Origin of the sequence: Nonomuraea cavernae, from assembly GCF_014646355.1 — a bacterium.
GTDB lineage: Bacteria > Actinomycetota > Actinomycetes > Streptosporangiales > Streptosporangiaceae > Nonomuraea > Nonomuraea cavernae.
The window spans coordinates 22,395-41,076 of the sequence record NZ_BMNH01000010.1 but is presented as its reverse complement, the minus strand read 5'-3'; the positions used below and the strand labels follow the sequence as shown (position 1 = coordinate 41,076).

The 18,682-nt window shown below is 70.0% G+C and carries 15 protein-coding genes and 1 CRISPR repeat array; of the genes, 8 read left to right on the top strand and 7 right to left on the bottom strand.

Annotated elements, in window-relative coordinates:
- The first annotated feature begins 41 nt into the window (after nt 1-41).
- The 4 genes from thrS (at nt 42) to IEY82_RS18000 (ending at nt 4,992) form a co-directional block, all read left to right on the top strand.
- The gene (gene thrS / locus IEY82_RS18015; RefSeq protein ID WP_189125305.1) at nt 42-1,241 is read left to right on the top strand and encodes a threonine--tRNA ligase; all 1,200 of its coding nucleotides are present in this window, start codon (nt 42-44) and stop codon (nt 1,239-1,241) included.
- 90 nt (nt 1,242-1,331) lie between these two features.
- Nucleotides 1,332-3,560, top strand: a complete 2,229-nt coding sequence (locus tag IEY82_RS18010) for a TRAP transporter permease (protein ID WP_225262929.1) — start codon at nt 1,332-1,334, stop codon at nt 3,558-3,560.
- A complete protein-coding gene (locus tag IEY82_RS18005; protein WP_189125304.1) occupies nt 3,557-4,510 on the top strand; it encodes a TAXI family TRAP transporter solute-binding subunit in 954 nt (317 codons plus the stop codon). The genes IEY82_RS18010 and IEY82_RS18005 overlap by 4 nt, the downstream gene beginning before the upstream one ends.
- Nucleotides 4,507-4,992, top strand: coding sequence for a DUF1850 domain-containing protein (locus IEY82_RS18000; protein ID WP_308015971.1), 486 nt, complete (start codon nt 4,507-4,509; stop codon nt 4,990-4,992). Before IEY82_RS18005 ends, IEY82_RS18000 begins: the two co-directional genes overlap by 4 nt.
- Here the strand turns inward: IEY82_RS18000 and IEY82_RS17995 are convergent.
- On the bottom strand, nt 4,959-5,930 hold the full coding sequence (locus tag IEY82_RS17995; RefSeq protein WP_225262927.1) for a magnesium transporter CorA family protein: 972 nt from the start codon (nt 5,928-5,930) through the stop codon (nt 4,959-4,961). The two genes, IEY82_RS18000 and IEY82_RS17995, sit on opposite strands and share 34 nt — an antisense overlap.
- Nucleotides 5,931-6,644, bottom strand: coding sequence for a DUF72 domain-containing protein (locus IEY82_RS17990; protein ID WP_189125302.1), 714 nt, complete (start codon nt 6,642-6,644; stop codon nt 5,931-5,933).
- Between the two features lie 141 nt (nt 6,645-6,785).
- On the opposite strand from IEY82_RS17990, the gene IEY82_RS17985 reads away from it, so the two are divergent.
- Nucleotides 6,786-8,045 (top strand): YibE/F family protein, encoded by a 1,260-nt coding sequence (locus IEY82_RS17985; protein ID WP_189125301.1) that lies wholly within the window; start codon nt 6,786-6,788, stop codon nt 8,043-8,045.
- Here the strand turns inward: IEY82_RS17985 and IEY82_RS17980 are convergent.
- Nucleotides 7,991-8,851 (bottom strand): NAD(+)/NADH kinase, encoded by an 861-nt coding sequence (locus IEY82_RS17980; protein ID WP_189125300.1) that lies wholly within the window; start codon nt 8,849-8,851, stop codon nt 7,991-7,993. The two genes, IEY82_RS17985 and IEY82_RS17980, sit on opposite strands and share 55 nt — an antisense overlap.
- A gap of 199 nt (nt 8,852-9,050) precedes the next feature.
- Between IEY82_RS17980 and IEY82_RS17975 the strand changes: the two genes are divergently transcribed.
- Nucleotides 9,051-10,307: an MFS transporter gene (locus tag IEY82_RS17975; protein WP_189125299.1), complete on the top strand. Its 1,257-nt coding sequence runs from the start codon at nt 9,051-9,053 to the stop codon at nt 10,305-10,307.
- Between the two features lie 576 nt (nt 10,308-10,883).
- Nucleotides 10,884-11,261, top strand: a complete 378-nt coding sequence (locus IEY82_RS17970; RefSeq protein ID WP_189125298.1) for a hypothetical protein — start codon at nt 10,884-10,886, stop codon at nt 11,259-11,261.
- Nucleotides 11,262-11,387: 126 nt separating this feature from the next.
- Here the strand turns inward: IEY82_RS17970 and IEY82_RS17965 are convergent, their stop codons facing one another.
- Both IEY82_RS17965 and IEY82_RS17960 read right to left on the bottom strand, forming a co-directional pair.
- Nucleotides 11,388-11,981, bottom strand: a complete 594-nt coding sequence (locus IEY82_RS17965) for a DinB family protein (protein WP_189125297.1) — start codon at nt 11,979-11,981, stop codon at nt 11,388-11,390.
- Between the two features lie 115 nt (nt 11,982-12,096).
- Nucleotides 12,097-12,234, bottom strand: coding sequence for a hypothetical protein (locus IEY82_RS17960; protein WP_189125296.1), 138 nt, complete (start codon nt 12,232-12,234; stop codon nt 12,097-12,099).
- Between the two features lie 124 nt (nt 12,235-12,358).
- On the opposite strand from IEY82_RS17960, the gene IEY82_RS17955 reads away from it, so the two are divergent.
- Entirely contained in the window at nt 12,359-12,646 is a 288-nt protein-coding gene (locus IEY82_RS17955) for a hypothetical protein (RefSeq protein WP_189125295.1), read from the top strand.
- Nucleotides 12,647-12,986: 340 nt separating this feature from the next.
- A CRISPR array of direct repeats spans nt 12,987-14,994; the repeat unit is 30 nt; unit sequence GTCTTCATCGCCCCTACGAGGGGTCGCAAC.
- Nucleotides 14,995-15,249: 255 nt separating this feature from the next.
- On the opposite strand, the gene IEY82_RS17950 is transcribed toward IEY82_RS17955, so the two are convergent.
- Both IEY82_RS17950 and IEY82_RS17945 read right to left on the bottom strand, forming a co-directional pair.
- Nucleotides 15,250-16,047, bottom strand: coding sequence for a hypothetical protein (locus tag IEY82_RS17950; RefSeq protein ID WP_189125294.1), 798 nt, complete (start codon nt 16,045-16,047; stop codon nt 15,250-15,252).
- Nucleotides 16,048-16,473: 426 nt separating this feature from the next.
- A complete protein-coding gene (locus IEY82_RS17945; protein WP_189125293.1) occupies nt 16,474-18,597 on the bottom strand; it encodes a hypothetical protein in 2,124 nt (707 codons plus the stop codon).
- Between the last annotated feature and the right edge of the window lie 85 nt (nt 18,598-18,682).

Here is an 18,682-nt window from a genome sequence, read left to right as displayed (position 1 = left end):
CCCGGGACAGCTGGTCGTTCGCCCTTCACCGAAGGGTTCCGATGAACGACCACCCGAGCGGCCGGCTCAACGACCACCGCAGGCTCGGCCGCGAGCTGGCCATCTTCGACACCGACCCGCTGGTCGGCTCCGGGCTGCCCTACTGGCTGCCGGCCGGCGCGGCGATCCGCAAGACCATCGAGGACTACGTCCACGAGCTCGAACGCCGCAACGGCTACCAGCACGTCAACTCCCCCGTGCTGGGCAAGCGGGAGCTGTACGAGCGGTCCGGGCACTGGGCGCACTACGCCGAGGACATGTTCCCGCCCATGCGGGTGGGCGGCGAGGAGTTCGTGCTGCGGCCCAGCCTGTGCCCGCACCACGCGCTGATCTATCGCTCGCGCTCGCGCAGCCATCGTGACCTGCCGCTGCGCGTCGCCGAGCTGGGCGGCATGTACCGCTCGGAGCTGTCGGGCGTGCTGGGCGGGCTGACCCGGGTGCGGGCGATCCAGCTCAACGACGGGCACGTGTTCTGCGCGCCGGAGGACGCCGCCGCGGAGGCGTCGGCCGCGCTCGACCTGATCGAGGCCGCGCACGCCCAGCTCGGCATCGAGGCGGCCCGCTACCGGCTCTCGCTGCGCGGCGACGGCGCCAAGTTCGTCGACGATCCGGCCATGTGGGCGCGGTCGGAGGCGATCCTGCGCGACGTGCTGCGCGAGCGCGGCCGTGAGTACGACGAGGAACGCGGCGAGGGGGCCTTCTACGGCCCGAAGATCGACGTGCAGATCACCGATCCGGCGGGACGCGAGTCGACCCTGTCGACCGTCCAGGTCGATCTCTACCAGCCGGAGCGCTTCGACCTCGGCTACGCCGGCGGGCGGCGGCCGGTGATGGTGCACCGCAGCGTGGTGGGCGGCCTGGAGCGGCTGGTGGCCCATCTGATCGAGGTGCACGGCGGCGCCTTCCCCGCGTGGCTGGCGCCGGTGCAGGCGGTCGTGCTGCCCCTCTCCGACGCCGAGCTGCCGGCGGGCCGCGACGTGCTGCGCCGCTGCGTCGCCGCCGGGCTGCGGGCCGAGCTGGCCGCGCCCGACCGGGGCAGCCTGGGCGCCCGGATCAGGGCGCATCGGCTGGTGCCGTACCAGTTGGTGGTCGGGCCGCGCGAGGCGGTGAGCGGCGCGTTCTCGGTGCGGCTGCGCGGTGGCGAGCAGGCGGGTGAGGTGCCGGTCGAGGAATTGGCCCGCATATCGCGACCGGTTTACTGACCCGGGAAGTCAAAGAAAGATAACAACCCCTTCCGCATCCCGGTAAGCGGCTCGTAAAGTCCCCCCTACGCCGTGTCGGGGAGGTTTTCTTTGACGGAGCTCAGCGATCGCGCCGCAGAACTGGTTTCGGCCCACGAGCAGGAACGCCCCGCCCGGCAGCTGACCGGGCCGCTCCGGCTCGGGGTGTGGATCGTCGGCGGGCTGCTGTCGGCCTACTCGCTGATCGTGGTGTTCCGGCCCGTGGAGGCGCTGGAGCATCGGATGACGTTCCTGGCGGTGGCGCTGCCGCTGGTCTTCGTCTGCTACCGCTCGGGGTTGTCGTCCCTGTTCCACCGGCTGCCCGGGGTGCGCCGTACCGAGGACGAGTCGGGTCCGCCGGCCGGCGATCCCGGCCCCGGCGCGGCGCTCGCGATCGACTCGCCACCGGATGGCGGCGACGCCGCGATCGACTCGCCCGTGGGTGACGGCGACGCGGCACTCGCCGTCAGGGAGCGGCCGGCGCCGGGTGACGCGGAGGGCGTGCGGCCCGACCCGGGCGACGCGGAGGGTGTGCGGCCCGAGCAGGGCGACGCGGAGGGTGTGCGGCCCGAGCAGGGCGACGCGGAGGCGGCGCGCCCCGAGCTGGGCGGGCGCCGGGGAGAGCGGCCGACGGTCGCCGACTGGCTGCTGGCCGCGGCCTCGCTCGCGGTGCTCCTCTACCCGCTGCTGGCCATCGACGCGTTCCGCGACCGGGGCTCGGGGTCGGCGCTGACCGGCCTCGACGTGTTCGCCGGGCTGCTGCTGACCGTGCTGCTGCTGGAGGCGGTACGGCGCACGGTCGGCGCCGCGTTCGCCGTCATTTGCGCCATCTTTCTGGTTTATGCGTATTTCGGGGCGTATTTGCCGATTAATTGGACGATCGGCCATCGAGGCTTCGACCTCTCCCAGATCGTCTCGCAGCTTTACACGGGCACCGAGGGATTCTTCGGCGTGCCCCTCCAGGTGGCCGCCAGTTACATCATTCTTTTCACCATCTACGGCGCCGTCCTCGACTATTCGGGCGCCAGCAAGTTCTTCATCGACCTGAGCTTCGCCGCCTTCCGCAAGTCCCGCGCCGCCCCCGGCCGCACGGTCACCACGGCCGGATTCCTGCTCGGCACCGTCTCCGGCTCGGGCGTCGCCACCACCGTCAGCCTGGGCAGCGTCGCGTGGCCGGTGCTGAGGCGGGCCGGCTATCCCAAGGAGCCCGCGGGCGGCATCCTGGCCGCCGGCGGCATCGGCGCCATCCTGTCGCCGCCCACGCTGGGCGCGGCGGCGTTCATCATCGCCGAATATCTCAGGGTGAGCTACCTCGAGGTGCTCATCTACGCCACGATCCCCACGATCCTCTACTACCTGGGCATCTTCCTGGCCATCGAGATCGACTCCCGGCGCTTCAACACCCAAGCCGTGCGGGTCGACTCCCCTCGGGCGGGCAGGCTGCTGCTGCGCTTCGGCTACCACTTCAGCTCGCTCATCCTCATCATCGTGCTGATGGCGCTCGACCGGTCGGCCTTCCAGTCGGTGGTGATCGCCACCTTCATCGCGTTCGCGCTCTCCTTCCTCGACCCGGCCCACCGCATGGGGCCCCGGCGCGTCGGGCAGGCGCTGGCCAAGGGCACGCTGGAGGTGCTGCCGGTGACCGCCGTGTGCGCGGCGGCTGGGATCATCGTCGGCGTCATCACCCAGACCGGGCTCGGGCTCAACCTCAGCGCGATCATCGTGGACGTCGCCGCGGGCAACCTCATCCTGACCACCGTCATGTCGGGCATCGCGGTCATGCTGCTGGGCCTGGCCGTGCCGGTGACCGCGAGCTTCATCATCGCCGCGGTCATCATCGGACCGGCGCTGACCACGCTCGGCGTCGCGCCCGCCGAGGCGTACATGTTCGTGTTCTACTACGCGGTGCTGTCGGAGGTCAGCCCGCCGACCGCGCTGTCGGCGGTGGCGGCGGCCGCCATCACCGGCGGCAACACCTACAAGACGATGATGATGACCTGGCGCTACACGCTGCCCGCCTTCCTGGTGCCGTTCGCGTTCGTGCTCACCCCCAACGGCCAGGCGCTGCTCGGGCAGGGGCCGTTCGGCACCGTGCTGCTGATGACCGCGGTGTCGGCCGTGGCCGTGGCGGCGCTGGCGATGGCCACCGGCGGGCTGAGCGGCTGGCCGGAACGCGTGCTCGCGGCCGTCGCCGCCGTGCTGCTGCTCTTCCTCGAACCTGTCCCCATCGTCGCGGGCCTGGGCGTGCTGGCCGTCGCGGCAGCCGTACACCTCATCAGAAGAAGGAGAGACCCAGCGTGAAGCGGATCATTGCGGTGTTCGCCGCGAGTGTGCTGGCCGCCGGGGCGGCGGGCTGCGGCGGTGGAGCGGGAGGCGGCTCGGGCAACCGGCTGTCGATCGCGACCGGTGGCACGACCGGCGTCTACTACGTCTACGGCGGCGGCCTGGCCAAGCAGCTGACCGCCAACATCGCCAACACCCAGGCCACGGCCTCCGTCACGTCGGCCTCGATCGAGAACATCAAGCTGCTGGCCACCGGCAAGGCCGACATCGGGTTCTCGCAGACCGACACGGCGGCCGACGCTGTCGGCGGCACCGGCTCCTTCACCGCGAAGCAGCCGGTCAAGGCCATCGCCCGGATCTACGACAACTACGCGCACGTGGTCGTCGCGCCCGGCGTCGAGGCGGCCAAGGTGGCCGACCTCAAGGGCAAGAAGGTCTCGCTCGGCCCGCCCAACTCCGGCACCCAGGTCGTGGCCCGGCGCATGCTGGAGGCCGCCGGGCTCAACCCCGACACCGACATCTCCAAGCAGCAGTTGTCCATCAACGAGTCGGTGCAGGCGGTCAAGGACGGCACCATCGACGCGTTCTTCTGGGTCGGCGGCCTGCCCACGGCCGGCGTGGTCGACCTGGCCACGAGCAAGCCCGACATGAAGATGCTCGACACCGCCGACGCCCTCGCCGGCATGCAGGCGAAGTACGGCAAGCAGTACGTCGGGCTCGACGTCGACCTGTCGGTGTACAAACTGTCGGGCACCATCAAGACGGTCGGCGTGGCCAACGTGCTGCTGGTGCCGGACACGATGAACGAGCAGCTCGCCTACGACATCACCAGGACGCTGTTCGAGAAGAAGACCGAGCTGACGGCGGTGCACCCGGAGGCCGCCAAGCTCGACCCGGCGCTCGGCCGGCAGGTCGAGCCGGTCGCGCTGCACCCGGGCGCGGCCCGCTACTTCAAGGAGAAGGGCTGACCAGGCTGCTCCTGGCGCTCGCCGCCCTGCTGGCGTCCGGCTCCGCCTCGGGAGCCGGGCTTCCGGCGGTCCACGGGCTGGTCCTGCCCGAGCCGGGGGTCTTCGCGCTGGCCTACGTGCATTCGGTCTACCGCGCGCCCTCGGCCGAGCTGTTCACGGTCCGGGGGCGCCGCTTCACCATGCGGGCCGTCGTCTCCGCCAGCGGCGGCGTGCTCGACTACTACGCACTGGACGGCGTGCGCAGCCGCCTGCCCGGCGGCGGGTGGATGCTCCGGCTGGCCACGCCCGCCACGTACGACGAGCTGCCGCTGATCGCCACGCCGATCGGGCGCAGGACCCTGGTCGCGGGCGGCCGCTGCCTGCCCCTCTACCCCGCCTCGGGCGCCAGGCAGGTGCGGCTGGCGGTCGCGCTCACCGCGACCGGCCGGGGCGGGCCGTGCCCGCCGCCCTACAACCAGTCCCTCTTCTTGAACGCCATGTAGAGCGCGACGGAGCTGACGGCCACCAGGGCGGAGGACAACCAGAAGCCCCACGGCTGGCCCTCGCCCGGGTAGGGCACGTTCATCCCGTAGAAGCCGGTGATGGCGGTGGGCACGGCGATCACCGCCGCCCAGCCGGTGAGACGCTTCATGATCTCGTTGAGCCGGAAGCCCTGCTGGGCCAGCCGGGTCTCGCGCAGGTTGGCCATCAGGTCGCGCAGCGAGTCGATCCACTGGTCTACCCGGAGCGTGTGGTCGTACACGTCGTGGAAGTAGGGCATCATCTCCGGGGCCACCAGCAGGTCGTGCTCGCGGCGCAGCAGGGTGCCGACCACCTCCCGCATGGGCAGGGCGATCTTGCGGAACATGGCGGCGTTCCTGCGCAGCGTGTAGACGGTGCGCTGGAGCTCGCGGGCGCCGACCCGGCTCGCCTCCTCGAAGAGCGACTCCTCCAGGTCGTCGACCTGGCCGTCGAGGCTCTCGACGAAGTCGAGGTGGCTGTCGACCACGTGGTCGAGCAGGCCGTGCAGCAGGTAGGCCACGCCGTGACCGGCGAGCCGGCGGGAGGCGTCCCAGCGCCTGACCACCTCGTCGATGTCGAACCCGGCGTTCTCACGGATCGTGACCAGCGCGTTGGCGGTGACGAAGACGTCGACCTCGACCGGGGCGAGCCGGTCTCCGTCCAGATGGATGCCGTAGACCGTGATGAACAGATGGTTGTCGTAGATGTCCACCTTGGGGCGCTGGCGCTCGGACACCACGTCCTCGACGGCCAGCTCGTGCAGGCCGAGCTCCTCCCCCAGCGCGCCGAGCTCCTCGGGCGTCGGACAGCACAGGTCGAACCAGACCGTACTGTCCGGATCGCTGACATAGTCGGAGACCTCCTCGATCGGGAAGCCTTCCTTCTCGAGGACGCCGTGGCGATACAGCCGGGTGTACACCTAGACGAGTCTCGCAAACGTGGAGGCATTGCGCACGGCCGCGCCGCCGGGATCGTTGTTGAAGTAGACGAGGGCGTCCCGCCAACCGGCGTCCTTGATCCGGCCGGCCCACGTCTTCAGCGCCTCGTCGCCGTAGGAGGGGTGGGGATGGGCGCGCCCCTCGTGGAAGCGCAGGTAGCCCCAGGAGGCGGTGCGCCACAGCGGCGCCACCGGACGGCCGAGGCGGTCCGCCCAGCACAGCGCGGCCCCTCGGGCCTGCAGCACGTCACGCACCTCGTCGCTCCACCACGAGTCGTGCCGGCACTCGACGGCCACCCGCACGTCGCCCGGGAAGCAGGCCAGGCACCGGTCGAGCCGCCCGGGGTCGGCCTTGAGCGTGGGCGGCAACTGCAGCAGGATCGGCCCGAGCTTGTCCTTCAGCCGGGAGGCCGCCGCCATCAGGTGCTCCACCGGCTCCTCGGGGTCGGTCAGCCGCTTGATATGGGTGATGTACCTGCTGGCCTTGACCGCGATCACGAACCCGTCGGGGGTCTCGTCGCGCCACTTGGCGAACGTGTGCGGCGTCGGCAGCCGGTAGAAGGCGTTGTCGACCTCCACGGTGGGGAACGTCCCGGCGTAGGTGCGCAGCCACAGCCGCTGCGGGACGCCCTCGGGGTACAGGACGCCGCGCCAGTCCTTGTACTGCCACCCGCAGGTGCCCACCAGCGTCGCCATACCCTGCGACTACCCATGAGACCGGCGGCTACCCGTGAGGCGGCCACCCCGCGAGACCGCGCGCGGCCACCCGGGAGACCGGCGGCCACCCACCTCCGGGTGCACTACTGTCACCCTTCGTGGCACGGAGAAGGGGTCTCAATGGGTGGTGATCACGGGCATGGCGCCGGCCTGCCCGGTTCGCGGCGCGCGGTCGTGGCGACGCTCGCCGTACTGGTGCCGGTGGCGGCCCTGACGCTGGCGATGCTCGTGTGGCTCTGGCCCTCCGGCCAGCCCGCCCGGGAGCCCGCCGCCGGAGTCGAGCGCCTCACCGGGACGATCACGGCCGTGCTTCTCAAACCGTGCCCCGAGCAGTCGGCGGGCGCGCCCCGCTCCGACCCGGCCACCTGCGGCAACGCCACCGTCAGGATGCGCGAAGGGCCCGACCTCGGGCGTGAGCTGACGCTGCGGCTGCCGACCGGGCCGGGCGCCCAGCGGTTCGCCGCCGGCGACGACGTGGTGCTCATCAGCGTCCAGGACGGCGAGTCGGGCGAGTCCGGCTACCAGATCTCCGACCACGACCGGTCGACGCCGCTGTGGCTGTTCGGGCTGGCCTTCGCGCTGGCGGTGATCGCCTTCGGCCGCTGGCGCGGGGTCACGGCGCTCGCCGGCCTGGCGATCACGTTCGTGCTGCTGCTCACGTTCGTCATTCCCGGCATCCTCGGCGGCGAGCCGCCCATGCTGGTGGCCATCGTGGGCGCGGCGGCGATCATGCTGACCGTCCTCTACCTGACACACGGCTTCACGCTGACCACCTCGATGGCCGTGCTCGGCACGCTCGCCAGCCTCACGCTCACCGGACTGCTGTCCTACGCCGCCATCGGGTTCGCCCGGCTCAGCGGCATCACCGACGACAGCTCGTTCACGCTGGACCTCAGCCTGTCCATCGACACCCAGGGGCTGCTGCTGGCCAGCATCATCATCGGCGCGCTGGGCGTGCTGGACGACGTCACGGTCACGCAGGCGGTCACGGTCGGCGAGCTGGCCGCGGCCAACCCCTCCTACCGGTTCCGCCGCCTCTACCGGGCCGGCAGCCGGGTCGGCCGGGCGCACATCGCCTCGGTGATCAACACGATCATCCTGGCGTACGCGGGGGCGTCGCTGCCCCTGCTGCTGCTCTTCAGCGTCGGCGAGCAGCCGCTGGGCGAGGTGCTGACCACTCCGGTCATCGCCCAGGAGATCGTCCGCAGCGTGGTGGGCACGCTGGGCCTGATCTCGGCGGTGCCGATCACCACGGCCCTGGCGGCGCTGGTGGCGACGCGGCGCGACCCGGAGAAGGCGCCCCGCCGGCCCGGCGCCCACGGCGGTCAGCCGGCCTCGGCGCTGCCGCCGACCCGCAGCTTGCGGCGGGCGCGCTCATAGAACGTGGTGCCGAGCCGCACCACCCGGGCCGCGCCCGGCAGGGCGGCGACCGTGATGCGGTCACCCGGACCCAGGTGCCCCAGGACGGCGCCGTCGACCTCGACGGCCAGCCGCCCGCTGCTGGGCAGCAGTTCGAGCTCCACCTGCTCGTCGGCGGGCAGCACCAGGGCCCGGTTGAAAGCCGAGTGGGCGGCGGCCGGGACGACCAGCACGGCCTCCACACGAGGGGAGACGATCGGCCCGCCGGCCGAGAAGCTGTAGGCGGTGGAGCCGGTGGAGGTGGCCACGATCACCGCGTCGGCGGCGTATCTGACGAACGGGTCGCCGCCCGGCGCGACGGAGACGACGGTCAGCCCCTCGCCGGGGATGCGGGCCAGCGCGATGTCGTTGAACGCGATCACCTGGCGGCCCTCGCGGAGCGTGGTGCGCACCGCCATGCGCGGCTCGACGGTGTAGTCGTCGGCGTCGATGGCCGTCAGGGTCGCGGGCAGGTCGCGGACGTCGATCTCGGCCAGGAAGCCGAGCCGCCCGAGGTTGACGCCGAGCACCGGCGTGGGCCGTCCGGCGATCAGCCGCATCGTGCGCAGCATGGTGCCGTCGCCGCCGAGACTCACCACCAGATCTGCCCGCTCGGCGAGCGTGGCGGCATCGACGCCCACGGCGCTGCAGTCGATGCGGCCCACCTCCTGGGGCAGCCCGAGCACGGTGACGCCTCTCTCGCCGGCCCAGCCCACGATGGTGTCGATCGCCTCCGCCGAGTCGCGCTCCGGGTGGAGCACCAGCCCGACCGTCCCGACCATCCCCATGAGGACCACCCTACGGGGGCTCCTGCCAGGCCCTTCGCCGGAACTCTCCCGTTGCTGGGGTTTTCCGCAGGAAACTACAACAGAACGTGTCGTCCCCCAGCGAAGGAGAGGAATGTCGGGCTTGAAACGGCAACGACACTCGAGGTCCGCGAGCGACACGGATGAGACGCCGGCCGACGGGGAGGCAGCCCCCCGGGGCGTGCGTCACTCGTTCCGCGCCTTCCGGCAGCGGGACTTCACCATCTTCTGGTGTGGCGCCCTGGTCTCCAACACCGGGAGCTGGCTGAGCAACCTGGCAGTGCCGTACGTGCTCTACCAGATCACCGAGAGCGCCCTGTGGGTCGCCCTGGTGAGCGTCGCGCAGTTCCTGCCCGGCATCTTCCTGGCCCCGGCGGGCGGGTCGATCGCCGACCGTCGCAACCGCAAGCGGGTGCTGCTGTTCACGCAGTCCGGGATGGCCCTTTCGGCGCTGCTGCTGTGGGCGTGCTGGACCTCGGGGTGGCACCAGCCGGTCGTCCTGCTCCTGCTGGTCGGCGTCGGCGGCGTCTTCGCGGGCATCAACCTGCCGAGCTGGCAGTCGTTCGTCAGCGACCTGGTCCCTCGCGGCGACCTGCACTCGGCGGTGACGCTGAACTCCCTGCAGTTCAACGCCGCCCGCTCGATCGGCCCGGCGCTCGCCGGGCTGCTGCTCGCCGTGCTGGGGCCGTCGTGGACGTTCCTGCTGAACGCCGTGTCGTTCCTGTTCGTGCTCGGCGCGCTGACGCTGATCCGGACCACGCCGGCCCGGCCCGCGTACCCCGCGTCGGGGGGCGTCATCCGCCGGTTCCTCGCCGCCCTCGGCTACATCCGCCGCCGGCCGGGGCTGGTCATGGCGCTGGTGGTCTCCGTCCTGGTGGGCGTGCTGGGCAACCCGATCTTCCAGTTCACCGTGGTGTTCGCGGAGAGCGTCTTCGCGGTGGGGCCGGTCGGGCTGGGCATTCTCAACGCCGCGTTCGGGCTCGGCGCGGTCATCGCGGCACCCCTCGTCTCGGGCTGGAACCACCAGGTGAGCCTTGGCCAGGTGGTGCGCTGGGGCCTGCTGATCTACGGCCTCGGCATCGTGGCCTTCGGCGTCGCTCCCGGTTACGTGTTCGGCGTGATCGCGCTGGTGGTGGTCGGCGGGTGCTTCCTGGCGGTCGTCTCGGCGGTGAACACCTCGATGCAGGTCATCGTGGCCGACCACATGCGCGGCCGGGTGATGGCCTGCCGGATCATGTGCTACACGGCGTCCTTCCCGATCGGGGGGCTGGTCCAGGGGTTCGTCTCGGACCGGCTCGGCCCGCGCACGGCGGTCTGCTGGGCCGGGGCGCTGATGCTCGTGGCGGCCGTGCTGCTGATGCGCTGGCGGGGTGAGACCCGGCTGGCCCGTCTCGACGACCCGCACGACGACGCCCGTCTCGTCCCGGTGACGTCCTGAGTCCTTGGGGTCCGTGCGCCCCTCTGGGACGAGGAGTGCCGGCGACTCCCGTGGGACGGGCGTTGACGATGGTGGCGCTGGGCCCGGCCCGTCTTCGGCGGCCGGCCTGGCAAACCCGCGACCTCCCAGAATGTACGAATTCCGGGAGGTCGCCGGGGCCCCCTGGGGCATCGAGCGGCCGTTGCCCAGGAAATCGTTCCGCCCGGGCGACGTCGTCACGACCTTGGGGCTCCAGGTGCCCTTTCCCTCCATTTACCGTGTCGCTGGCGCACCATTGATGGCACTCGGGAATCCGCGAGAACTCCCCGAATCAGGAGAACGCATTCCCGGCTCGGCATCAGTCGGCCGTCCTCGGCCCGCAAGGCCGCTGCCACCAGGGATATCCGACAATTCACTTTCAGGTGGAGAGGGGCCGGAAATAAGGCTTTGCCGCTCTCCGGAAGACCGCCGCCAGGCGCCGTGCTTACTCTGAGAAATGTTCAGCGCGCCGCATCGGCGCATCCCGGGAAAACCGATTCCGACGCTCACCCGATCCCATGCATCTGGGACTCGACAACATTCAGGGAGTGATCTCTGGTGCTCAAGCGTCTGCTCATCACCGCCACGATGGCGGGATCCACGATCGTCGCAGGAACCTTCGCGGCCATGCCGTCCAGCGCCTCCAGTTCGACCACCACGTACGCGACCGTCAGCCAGCAGGCCTCGATCACGCCGCAGAGCTCGGCTCGCAGGTGCGAGTGGCGGTGGCGCAACGGCAGAAGGTGCTACTACTGCCGCTCCCACGGTGAGTGGCGGCGCCAGTGGTGCCGCAACGGCGGCGGCGGCAGCGGCAACCGCAACGAGAACATGAACCGGAACGAGAACCTCAACCGGAACGAAAACCTCAACCGGAACCAGAACCTGAACCGGAACGAGAACATCAACCGCAACGAGAACATCAACCGCAACCAGTGACCTCACCGGGCCCTGACGAGGCCCTGCGATGACGGTCGCCCCGCGAGGCATCCCCTCGCGGGGCGACCGCCCATTCAGGCCCGGACGCCGCCCGAGCCCGTACCTCACCTGGGCCGGCCGGACCCGTCAGCGGTCGTGGCGCAGTCCGTCCACGAGCGGGTTCGTGTGCAGGTAGAGATCACGCAACAGGCAGACCTCGGACAGGTGGTGGATCAGCTCGCGGTGGATGTGCAGCACCAGATCGGCCATGGGCAGCTCAGGAAAGGGCTCCTTGGCGCCGACCGGGACCCGCAGCCCTGTCTCGCCGAGACCGCGCACCCCGGCCAGCCAACCGTCGAGCTGGGCTTCGAGCTGGTCGAGCGCGGTGGCCGCGCTGCCGGCGTACTCCCAGGTCTCGTACGACGCCGCCGGCGCGCCGAAGTGCGCCGCGTTGCGCGCGGCGAGCACGCCGACGATGACGTGACCGAGTCGCCAGGCGATCGTGCTGAAGGCCGTGGGGACCGGCTCGGGGAAGGCGTAGTCCATGGTGAAGTCCCCGGCGCCGGCCTGCACGGGCGCCTTCGAACTGCCGCGCGGCCGCACGCTCCAGGCGTCCGGCACCGGCGACCAGAAATACTCGTCGTCGGTGAGGCCGTCCAGCCGGCCTCGGAGCTGATGGTTCCAATGGAACTCCCACTGCTCGCGCAGCGTCCGGTTCCAATCGAGCTCGTCTGCGTTCATGGAGGCACCCTGGCACCCCTGGCGGACAGCATCAGTCCGCTATGGATGGCGACATGGACGGGCGAGCGGTGCCGAACAAGCGCCGGCACCGTTGTAGGGGTCGGGCAGGCCGCACTCAGCCACGAGCTGCTTCCTGGTCTCGTGGAGCATGCGAGGCGCGTATGCGGACGCGGGTCTTGTAGCAGCGGGAGCAGGCTTGGGTGGCGATGTGGCCGATCTGCTCGACGGTCTCCCAGCGGTGGCGGAGGTGCATCAGAACCTCCACCGGCCGTTGAGGAATCGGGTCTCGCGGGTCATCGGGTGTCCTCTCGCGTCTTGCGGGTGATGGGCTGGGTTCGGCTGTTCGGAATCGTTCCGAGCCGTTCCGAGTCGTTCCAATGCCGTTCCGAGGCGACGGCCGGGCGGGGCATTGGTTCGGCCGCGCTCGGGTCCGGCAGCTCGTCCTCATGGCCTTGCGCTGCAACCGGATGACGGCGATGACCGGGGCGAGCGCGGCGCGCATGTGCTGCGCCCAGTCCAGGTGCGCCCGTACGCGGTCGCGGATCGCCTCGGCCCCGGCCGCCGAGATGACCCTCACGTCCTACGGCGCGCGCGTGGCGGCCTCGCGGGTGCGAGTGGCGGTGGCGCAACGGCAGGCGGTGCTACTACTGCCGTCACCACGGTGAGTGGCGGCGTCAGTGGTGCAACGACCGCGACGGCCGCGGCAACGACAACATGAACCGGAACTGACCTCATCCGGCCGGACGGTCCCGCGATGACGGTCGCCCCGCGAGGCATCTCCTCGCGGGGCGACCTGCCCCCTCGCGTCGCCCGCACCCCGCTTTCGAGCAGGATCGGCCAGCCCTCGTGACGCATTCAGCGGTAGGCTACGGGTGATCCGATCAGCTTGTTGATCATGGATTTTGCAGCGAACCTCCGGGGTCTTCCGCACAACCGAAGGTTCACTGCAAAACGACCCTTGACCGGCCTCACCGTTGGGCGTGTGACCTGCGCCTTTACTCTGGGGTCTTCATCGCCCCTACGAGGGGTCGCAACTACAGGTAGGCGACGCCGATGCCGCGCGGGATGCCGGGTCTTCATCGCCCCTACGAGGGGTCGCAACCCGTGGTGGACGCGGTAGCCCAGGTACGACGGGTGCAGGTCTTCATCGCCCCTACGAGGGGTCGCAACCCGGGCGGTTTGAGCTTGGGCAGCTTGCCGTCCAGTCTTCATCGCCCCTACGAGGGGTCGCAACCTGCTGCCGTGGCTGCTGGACGACCTCGGCGGCGTCTTCATCGCCCCTACGAGGGGTCGCAACCGCTCGCCGAGCGGGCCTCCATGCGGCGAGCCCACGTCTTCATCGCCCCTACGAGGGGTCGCAACCTGGCGCGGCGGGCGAGGGTGCGTTGGGTTCCGTAGTCTTCATCGCCCCTACGAGGGGTCGCAACCTGTCGTGGAGGCGGTAGGTGAAGGCGATCATGGGGGGGTCTTCATCGCCCCTACGAGGGGTCGCAACCGTCATCACCAGGCGGGCAGGATGACCGCGACCGAGGTCTTCATCGCCCCTACGAGGGGTCGCAACACCGGAATCACAACGTCGAACGGGACCACCAGGATGTCTTCATCGCCCCTACGAGGGGTCGCAACCGGCGGCCGGCCCCCCTTGCGGGGGCCGGCCGTTTTGCGTCTTCATCGCCCCTACGAGGGGTCGCAACACGAGCTTCCGCCCGCCCTTGCGGTAGCGGTCCACGGTCTTCATCGCCCCTACGAGGGGTCGCAACATCAGCCGCAAAACCGCATCGGCACGCGTGTGCATGCGTCTTCATCGCCCCTACGAGGGGTCGCAACCGCGCCCTGGTCCGTCATCCAGGAAGTCTCACTCATGTCTTCATCGCCCCTACGAGGGGTCGCAACCGGCGCCCAAACTGCGGGCGCCGCGCAAGCCCCTCGGTCTTCATCGCCCCTACGAGGGGTCGCAACCGGATGACACAGCCTCGCCACGATCCCGGCTATTCCGACGTCTTCATCGCCCCTACGAGGGGTCGCAACACGCGGTCACGGTGACCCTGCACGCCGATGACGTGGCGGTCTTCATCGCCCCTACGAGGGGTCGCAACACGACGACACCCAGGTACGCAATGACGTCACGGTGTGTCTTCATCGCCCCTACGAGGGGTCGCAACATCCACCTCGCGCCGCACGCCTCACCACGCCGCAGAGTCTTCATCGCCCCTACGAGGGGTCGCAACACGAAGCGCGCCCCCTACTTGAGCACGCAGATCTGAGTCTTCATCGCCCCTACGAGGGGTCGCAACACCACCTCGACACCCTCATCGAGGGCAGCGTCTCGTCTTCATCGCCCCTACGAGGGGTCGCAACCTCACGTGACGCTGGATGGACATCGGCGCTATGAGGTCTTCATCGCCCCTACGAGGGGTCGCAACCTCACGTGACGCTGGATGGACATCGGCGCTATGCGGTCTTCATCGCCCCTACGAGGGGTCGCAACACGCCGAGTGTGAGCCGTCCCCCGGGACGTTCTGGAGTCTTCATCGCCCCTACGAGGGGTCGCAACTCCCACCGGTCGCGGAGGGTGTCGAACTCGTCGTCCGGTCTTCATCGCCCCTACGAGGGGTCGCAACCGGAACGTGGCGCCGCACCCGCGATCACAAGTCATCGTCTTCATCGCCCCTACGAGGGGTCGCAACACGGACCAGATGACCGCTTCCATGGGCTTATACATGTCTTCATCGCCCCTACGAGGGGTCGCAACGCCGCGAGCAGGCCCACGTCGGGGCCTGCTGACGAGTCTTCATCGCCCCTACGAGGGGTCGCAACCGGGGTCCCGCACGCCTTGCACTCCTGGCGCCGCCAGAGTCTTCATCGCCCCTACGAGGGGTCGCAACAAGCTCATGACCCTCCCGTCCGTACCATCGTGGGTGTCTTCATCGCCCCTACGAGGGGTCGCAACCTCCACGAGCGGCTGCCGGTGATGAGGATGCGGGTCTTCATCGCCCCTACGAGGGGTCGCAACCTGCCGTTCAGGTGCTCGGCGATCCTCTCCGGGATGAGTCCTCATGCCCCTACGAGGGGTCGCAACGCGTATGAGGCCGCCTACGACATGGCCATGACGGGGCGGTCCTCATCGCCCCTACGAGGGGTCAAAACTCGGGGCTGTCGCCGTGGCTCACCTTGACGTAGAGGTCCTTATTGCCCCCTCCACCAGGGGTTACAACAATCCGGATCGCTCTGCGGGGACCGACCGTGCGGTCCCCGCAGAGCGTGATGGTTACTGCGAGCGATGGGGAGTCGTACGGCACTGGGAAGCGACCCAGTCCAGGTCCGCGAGGGCGACCAGGTGGATGAGGTGTCGGGCGAAGCGGTCGGCGGCCGTGGGGGTGATCCCGTATTCGTTCGTGATCCAGTGGACGAGCTCGGCGCCGTTCGGGGGCGCGTCAGCGCAGATCCGGGCAAGCAACGGCCGGTAGCGTGCCGTCGCGGTGCGCACGCCGGCATCGCCTGCCAGCAGCTGACCCACCGTACGCCGTGCCGCATCCTTCTCTTCCTGGTCAAGGAGCAGTTCCTCCGGAGACTGCGCCAGTGAAGTCGATGCGGGCGGGAGCTCCTGTCCGAGGTACCCCGTCACGTTGGCCCGGTAGAAGGCAGGGCGGAGTGTACGGAGACCGTCCAGGGCTTCGCGCAGGATGCGCCGTGCCGGAAGCAGGTCCACGCCTAGGGAGTTGAGCAGGACGAGCGGGATGTCGTAGGGGTCCACTGCCCCGTGCCGCAGCCGGGTGACCGCGTCCAGCAGGAGCTGGAACGCGACCCTGTCCGCGCGGAGCGGCTTCGCCCAGGTGGAGTCGCGGAGGTCGCGGTCGGGCTTGGCCGAGGCTCCCCGCCGGGTGGCATCTGCTCGGCGTACTTGGGCTTCGAGGTTGCGCAAGGGGTGGTGGACGAGCTGGGCACGGGCCGCGCGCAGGCCAGGCGGCTCCCCCTCGGTGGGACGCTGCCTGATCTGGCGTGCTTTACGGGTGAGGATCTCGTGAGCGGCTTCGGGCGACGTCAGCCACCGGATGGCCGCTTCCATCTCGCGTACGGTCTCGCCCGTCCGTGTGCAGGGTGGTCCCCCTGCCAGGGCCTTGCGGAACCTTGCGTACCCGCGGAGGAGAAGGTCGGCGATCACGTCTTCACATCCGTCGCACCAGCGGGTCCTACTGACTCCGGCGCACGCTCTCCCGTTGTGCCGGGCACGGCGCAGCGGTCCTCGCGCGGCTTCTCGGAGCGCGGGCGAGATCAGTGAGCAGTACGCGTGGAAGGCGATGTGCTCGTGCGAGGAAACGACGACTGCGAGGTTCATGGATTTGCCCCTCCGAGGCATGACAGGAGAACGCGCCCGATAGCGCGATATCGACCTCGGAGTTCGAGGCCCTCAGAGGGAGTGGTCCGAAACCACTCAAGCTCGCAGGCACGCAGCCGTTGAACGGGACCAGGCTGCCAAGACGTCAAGCCAAGGTCAAGCGCTTTGCCGATATATCCCTTCAAGGCGATTGATCACCGTTTTGTGCGCCGAAACGAGCGCACCGTCCAGCCCCCCGAACTCGCGCGCGGCGCGGACCAGCGTCTCGCGCACGTCGGTCGCGGTGGGAGAGGAAGGGCGACGGATCCGGTCTTGCCGATCCAGCGCATGCCCCTGGAGTGACTCGTTCGCGAGCTTCGCCAGCTGCCTCAGTGCGGGCTGAGCTGCGCACATCTCCTTCCACACCGTCCACGGGAACAAGGCCGGCCGCAGGGCCTCCAGCGCGATGTAGGCCACCGGCACGTGGTGCCGTCGTTCGCTGACCACCTGGGCGAGAAGCGTCAGACGCCTGCTCGCCGCGGACCGTCGCTCGGCCGGTGTCCAAGGGTCGGGGGCGGCACCGAGCAGATCCTGTTCCAGCTCCGCGAGGGCGGGCAACACGGTGCGCAATGTCTCCGAGCCCCGTCCGGCAAGGCGGCGTGCCGTCCGCATGTCCAGCCTCTTCACGGCGTTCACCGCCAGGTGTGCCAGCATGCGATCCGCCCCCAGACGCGCGAGCACCCGCTGGCCGCCGCGCAGCTCCGATGGTACGCCCGCCTTCCGCACCAGCTCCGCCACCCATAGGGGACAGGCCGCGGTCAGGGACCATTCCACGCCTGCCGCGATCATGCCGTAGTTCGTGAGGGGCGGTCCGGGATTGAGGACGATCATGATTTCGTCGACGTCGCGGAGGCTGCCTGATCCGAGTTTGCCGGTCGGAGCCGCCTCGGCCGCCAGCTCGGCGAGGATAGCGTCCCTGGCTCCCGTGAAGTCGGCGGGAACGGGCGCGATCACCCGCACATCCGCGCCGCTTTCCGTGGCTGCCCATCGTGCCAGCGCGTGCGCCCGCTCCTGAGTTTCGACACTGGCCAGCAGCCGCAGCCTCACGACACCTCGACGCGGCAGCATCTCGCGTCTGCCGCGCAGTTCGGTGAGCACGGTTCGCAGAGCGAGCCGATCCTCGGCCTCCCTTCCGTCATGCTCCAGCCCGACGACGAGCAAGCCCAGGACGTCTCCGCTGCCGAGGACAGGCCAACCGGTGTGCCCGGTGCTGGAGACCAGTCTCACTCCCTGGTCATCCTTCGCCTCCCACCGGTCGGCGGCCTGCAGCAAGGTCGGGGGCAGCGGTCCGGACGCCAGGCGCTCAGGCCGGAGGTGCGCCCGATGAGTGGACGCGGCGGTGTAGAGGCGCGTCAGCGCGTCATCTTTGATCATCGCGGCGCACCCGCTGGTGGTGTCTGACCACGACGCGCGGGCGACCACGCGGATGTGCCCGGCGGCCCCACCTTCCCCGTCCGCCCGGTCACCGAGCAGGTCGATCAACCGCCCGATCTGGTCGCGTGCGTGTCTGGGGAGCCTGTCCTGCTCTTTCCTGAACAGACTACGGAGGGATTGGGTGAACCAAGCGCGGAGCAGCCCGTAGTCGGCGGCCTCCCCTCGTCCGATCCGTTCGAACAGGGCCGCCTGCGCGGTCGGCCACTTCTCGGTGAACTTGCCGAGCTGCCCGTCGGTGAGGCCGTGCCGTTCGGCAGGGCTGGAGCGTTCCCTTACGGTGGCGGCGAAGCCGGTGTCTCCGGCCTGCCGGGCCGCGAGGAGCTCCCAGATGATCCGGTTGGCCGGATCGGCCTCGGCGAGAGCGTCCCAGAACCGATGGCGGATCAACCACGGCACCAGGCGAGCTTCCGCGTCACATGTCCGGTCCAGTGAGTAGGTCCGCCACGGGGCGTCGATGGGCAGGATCCGGACCGGGCAACCGGCCGCCAGAGCCGCGCATACCGCTCCCATGCTCAACGCGAACGCCCCGGAACCACACGTGACCAGAACGTCGGTGGGCGGACGCCCGGCGAACCACCCGCCCACGGCCGCCGACGAATCCCCGAGAGTGGGAGCCCGCACGTCGACGACCGAGACGGCGGCCGGGTCGAAGCGCATGCCGAACATCCCTTCCGCCGAGGTGAGCCGTGCCTGGAGCGCACCGGCGTGCTCGGCGAAGGTCCTGCCGCCCGGTCCACCCGCTGCGGTCGTCCCGAGTAACGCGACCTGCGCGATCGGGACCTCCGCCGCCGCCGAGGCTTCGAGCACCTTGCGGAGCGGCCGGCGATCCTTGCCCTCGTCACCCGGATCACCGTCGAGGTTGGGGACCACCGACTCGAAACTCCGCGCTCCC

What these genes read in the sequence shown, in the direction of transcription:
- thrS (WP_189125305.1), top strand. Translation starts at nt 42, where the DNA reads ATGAACGACCACCCGAGCGGCCGGCTCAACGACCACCGCAGGCTCGGC.
- IEY82_RS17990 (WP_189125302.1), bottom strand. Translation starts at nt 6,644, where the DNA reads ATGGCGACGCTGGTGGGCACCTGCGGGTGGCAGTACAAGGACTGGCGC.
- IEY82_RS17985 (WP_189125301.1), top strand. Translation starts at nt 6,786, where the DNA reads ATGGGTGGTGATCACGGGCATGGCGCCGGCCTGCCCGGTTCGCGGCGC.
- IEY82_RS17980 (WP_189125300.1), bottom strand. Translation starts at nt 8,851, where the DNA reads ATGGGGATGGTCGGGACGGTCGGGCTGGTGCTCCACCCGGAGCGCGAC.
- IEY82_RS17965 (WP_189125297.1), bottom strand. Translation starts at nt 11,981, where the DNA reads ATGAACGCAGACGAGCTCGATTGGAACCGGACGCTGCGCGAGCAGTGG.
- IEY82_RS17960 (WP_189125296.1), bottom strand. Translation starts at nt 12,234, where the DNA reads ATGCACCTCCGCCACCGCTGGGAGACCGTCGAGCAGATCGGCCACATC.
- IEY82_RS17955 (WP_189125295.1), top strand. Translation starts at nt 12,359, where the DNA reads ATGCCGTTCCGAGGCGACGGCCGGGCGGGGCATTGGTTCGGCCGCGCT.
- IEY82_RS17950 (WP_189125294.1), bottom strand. Translation starts at nt 16,047, where the DNA reads ATGGAAGCGGCCATCCGGTGGCTGACGTCGCCCGAAGCCGCTCACGAG.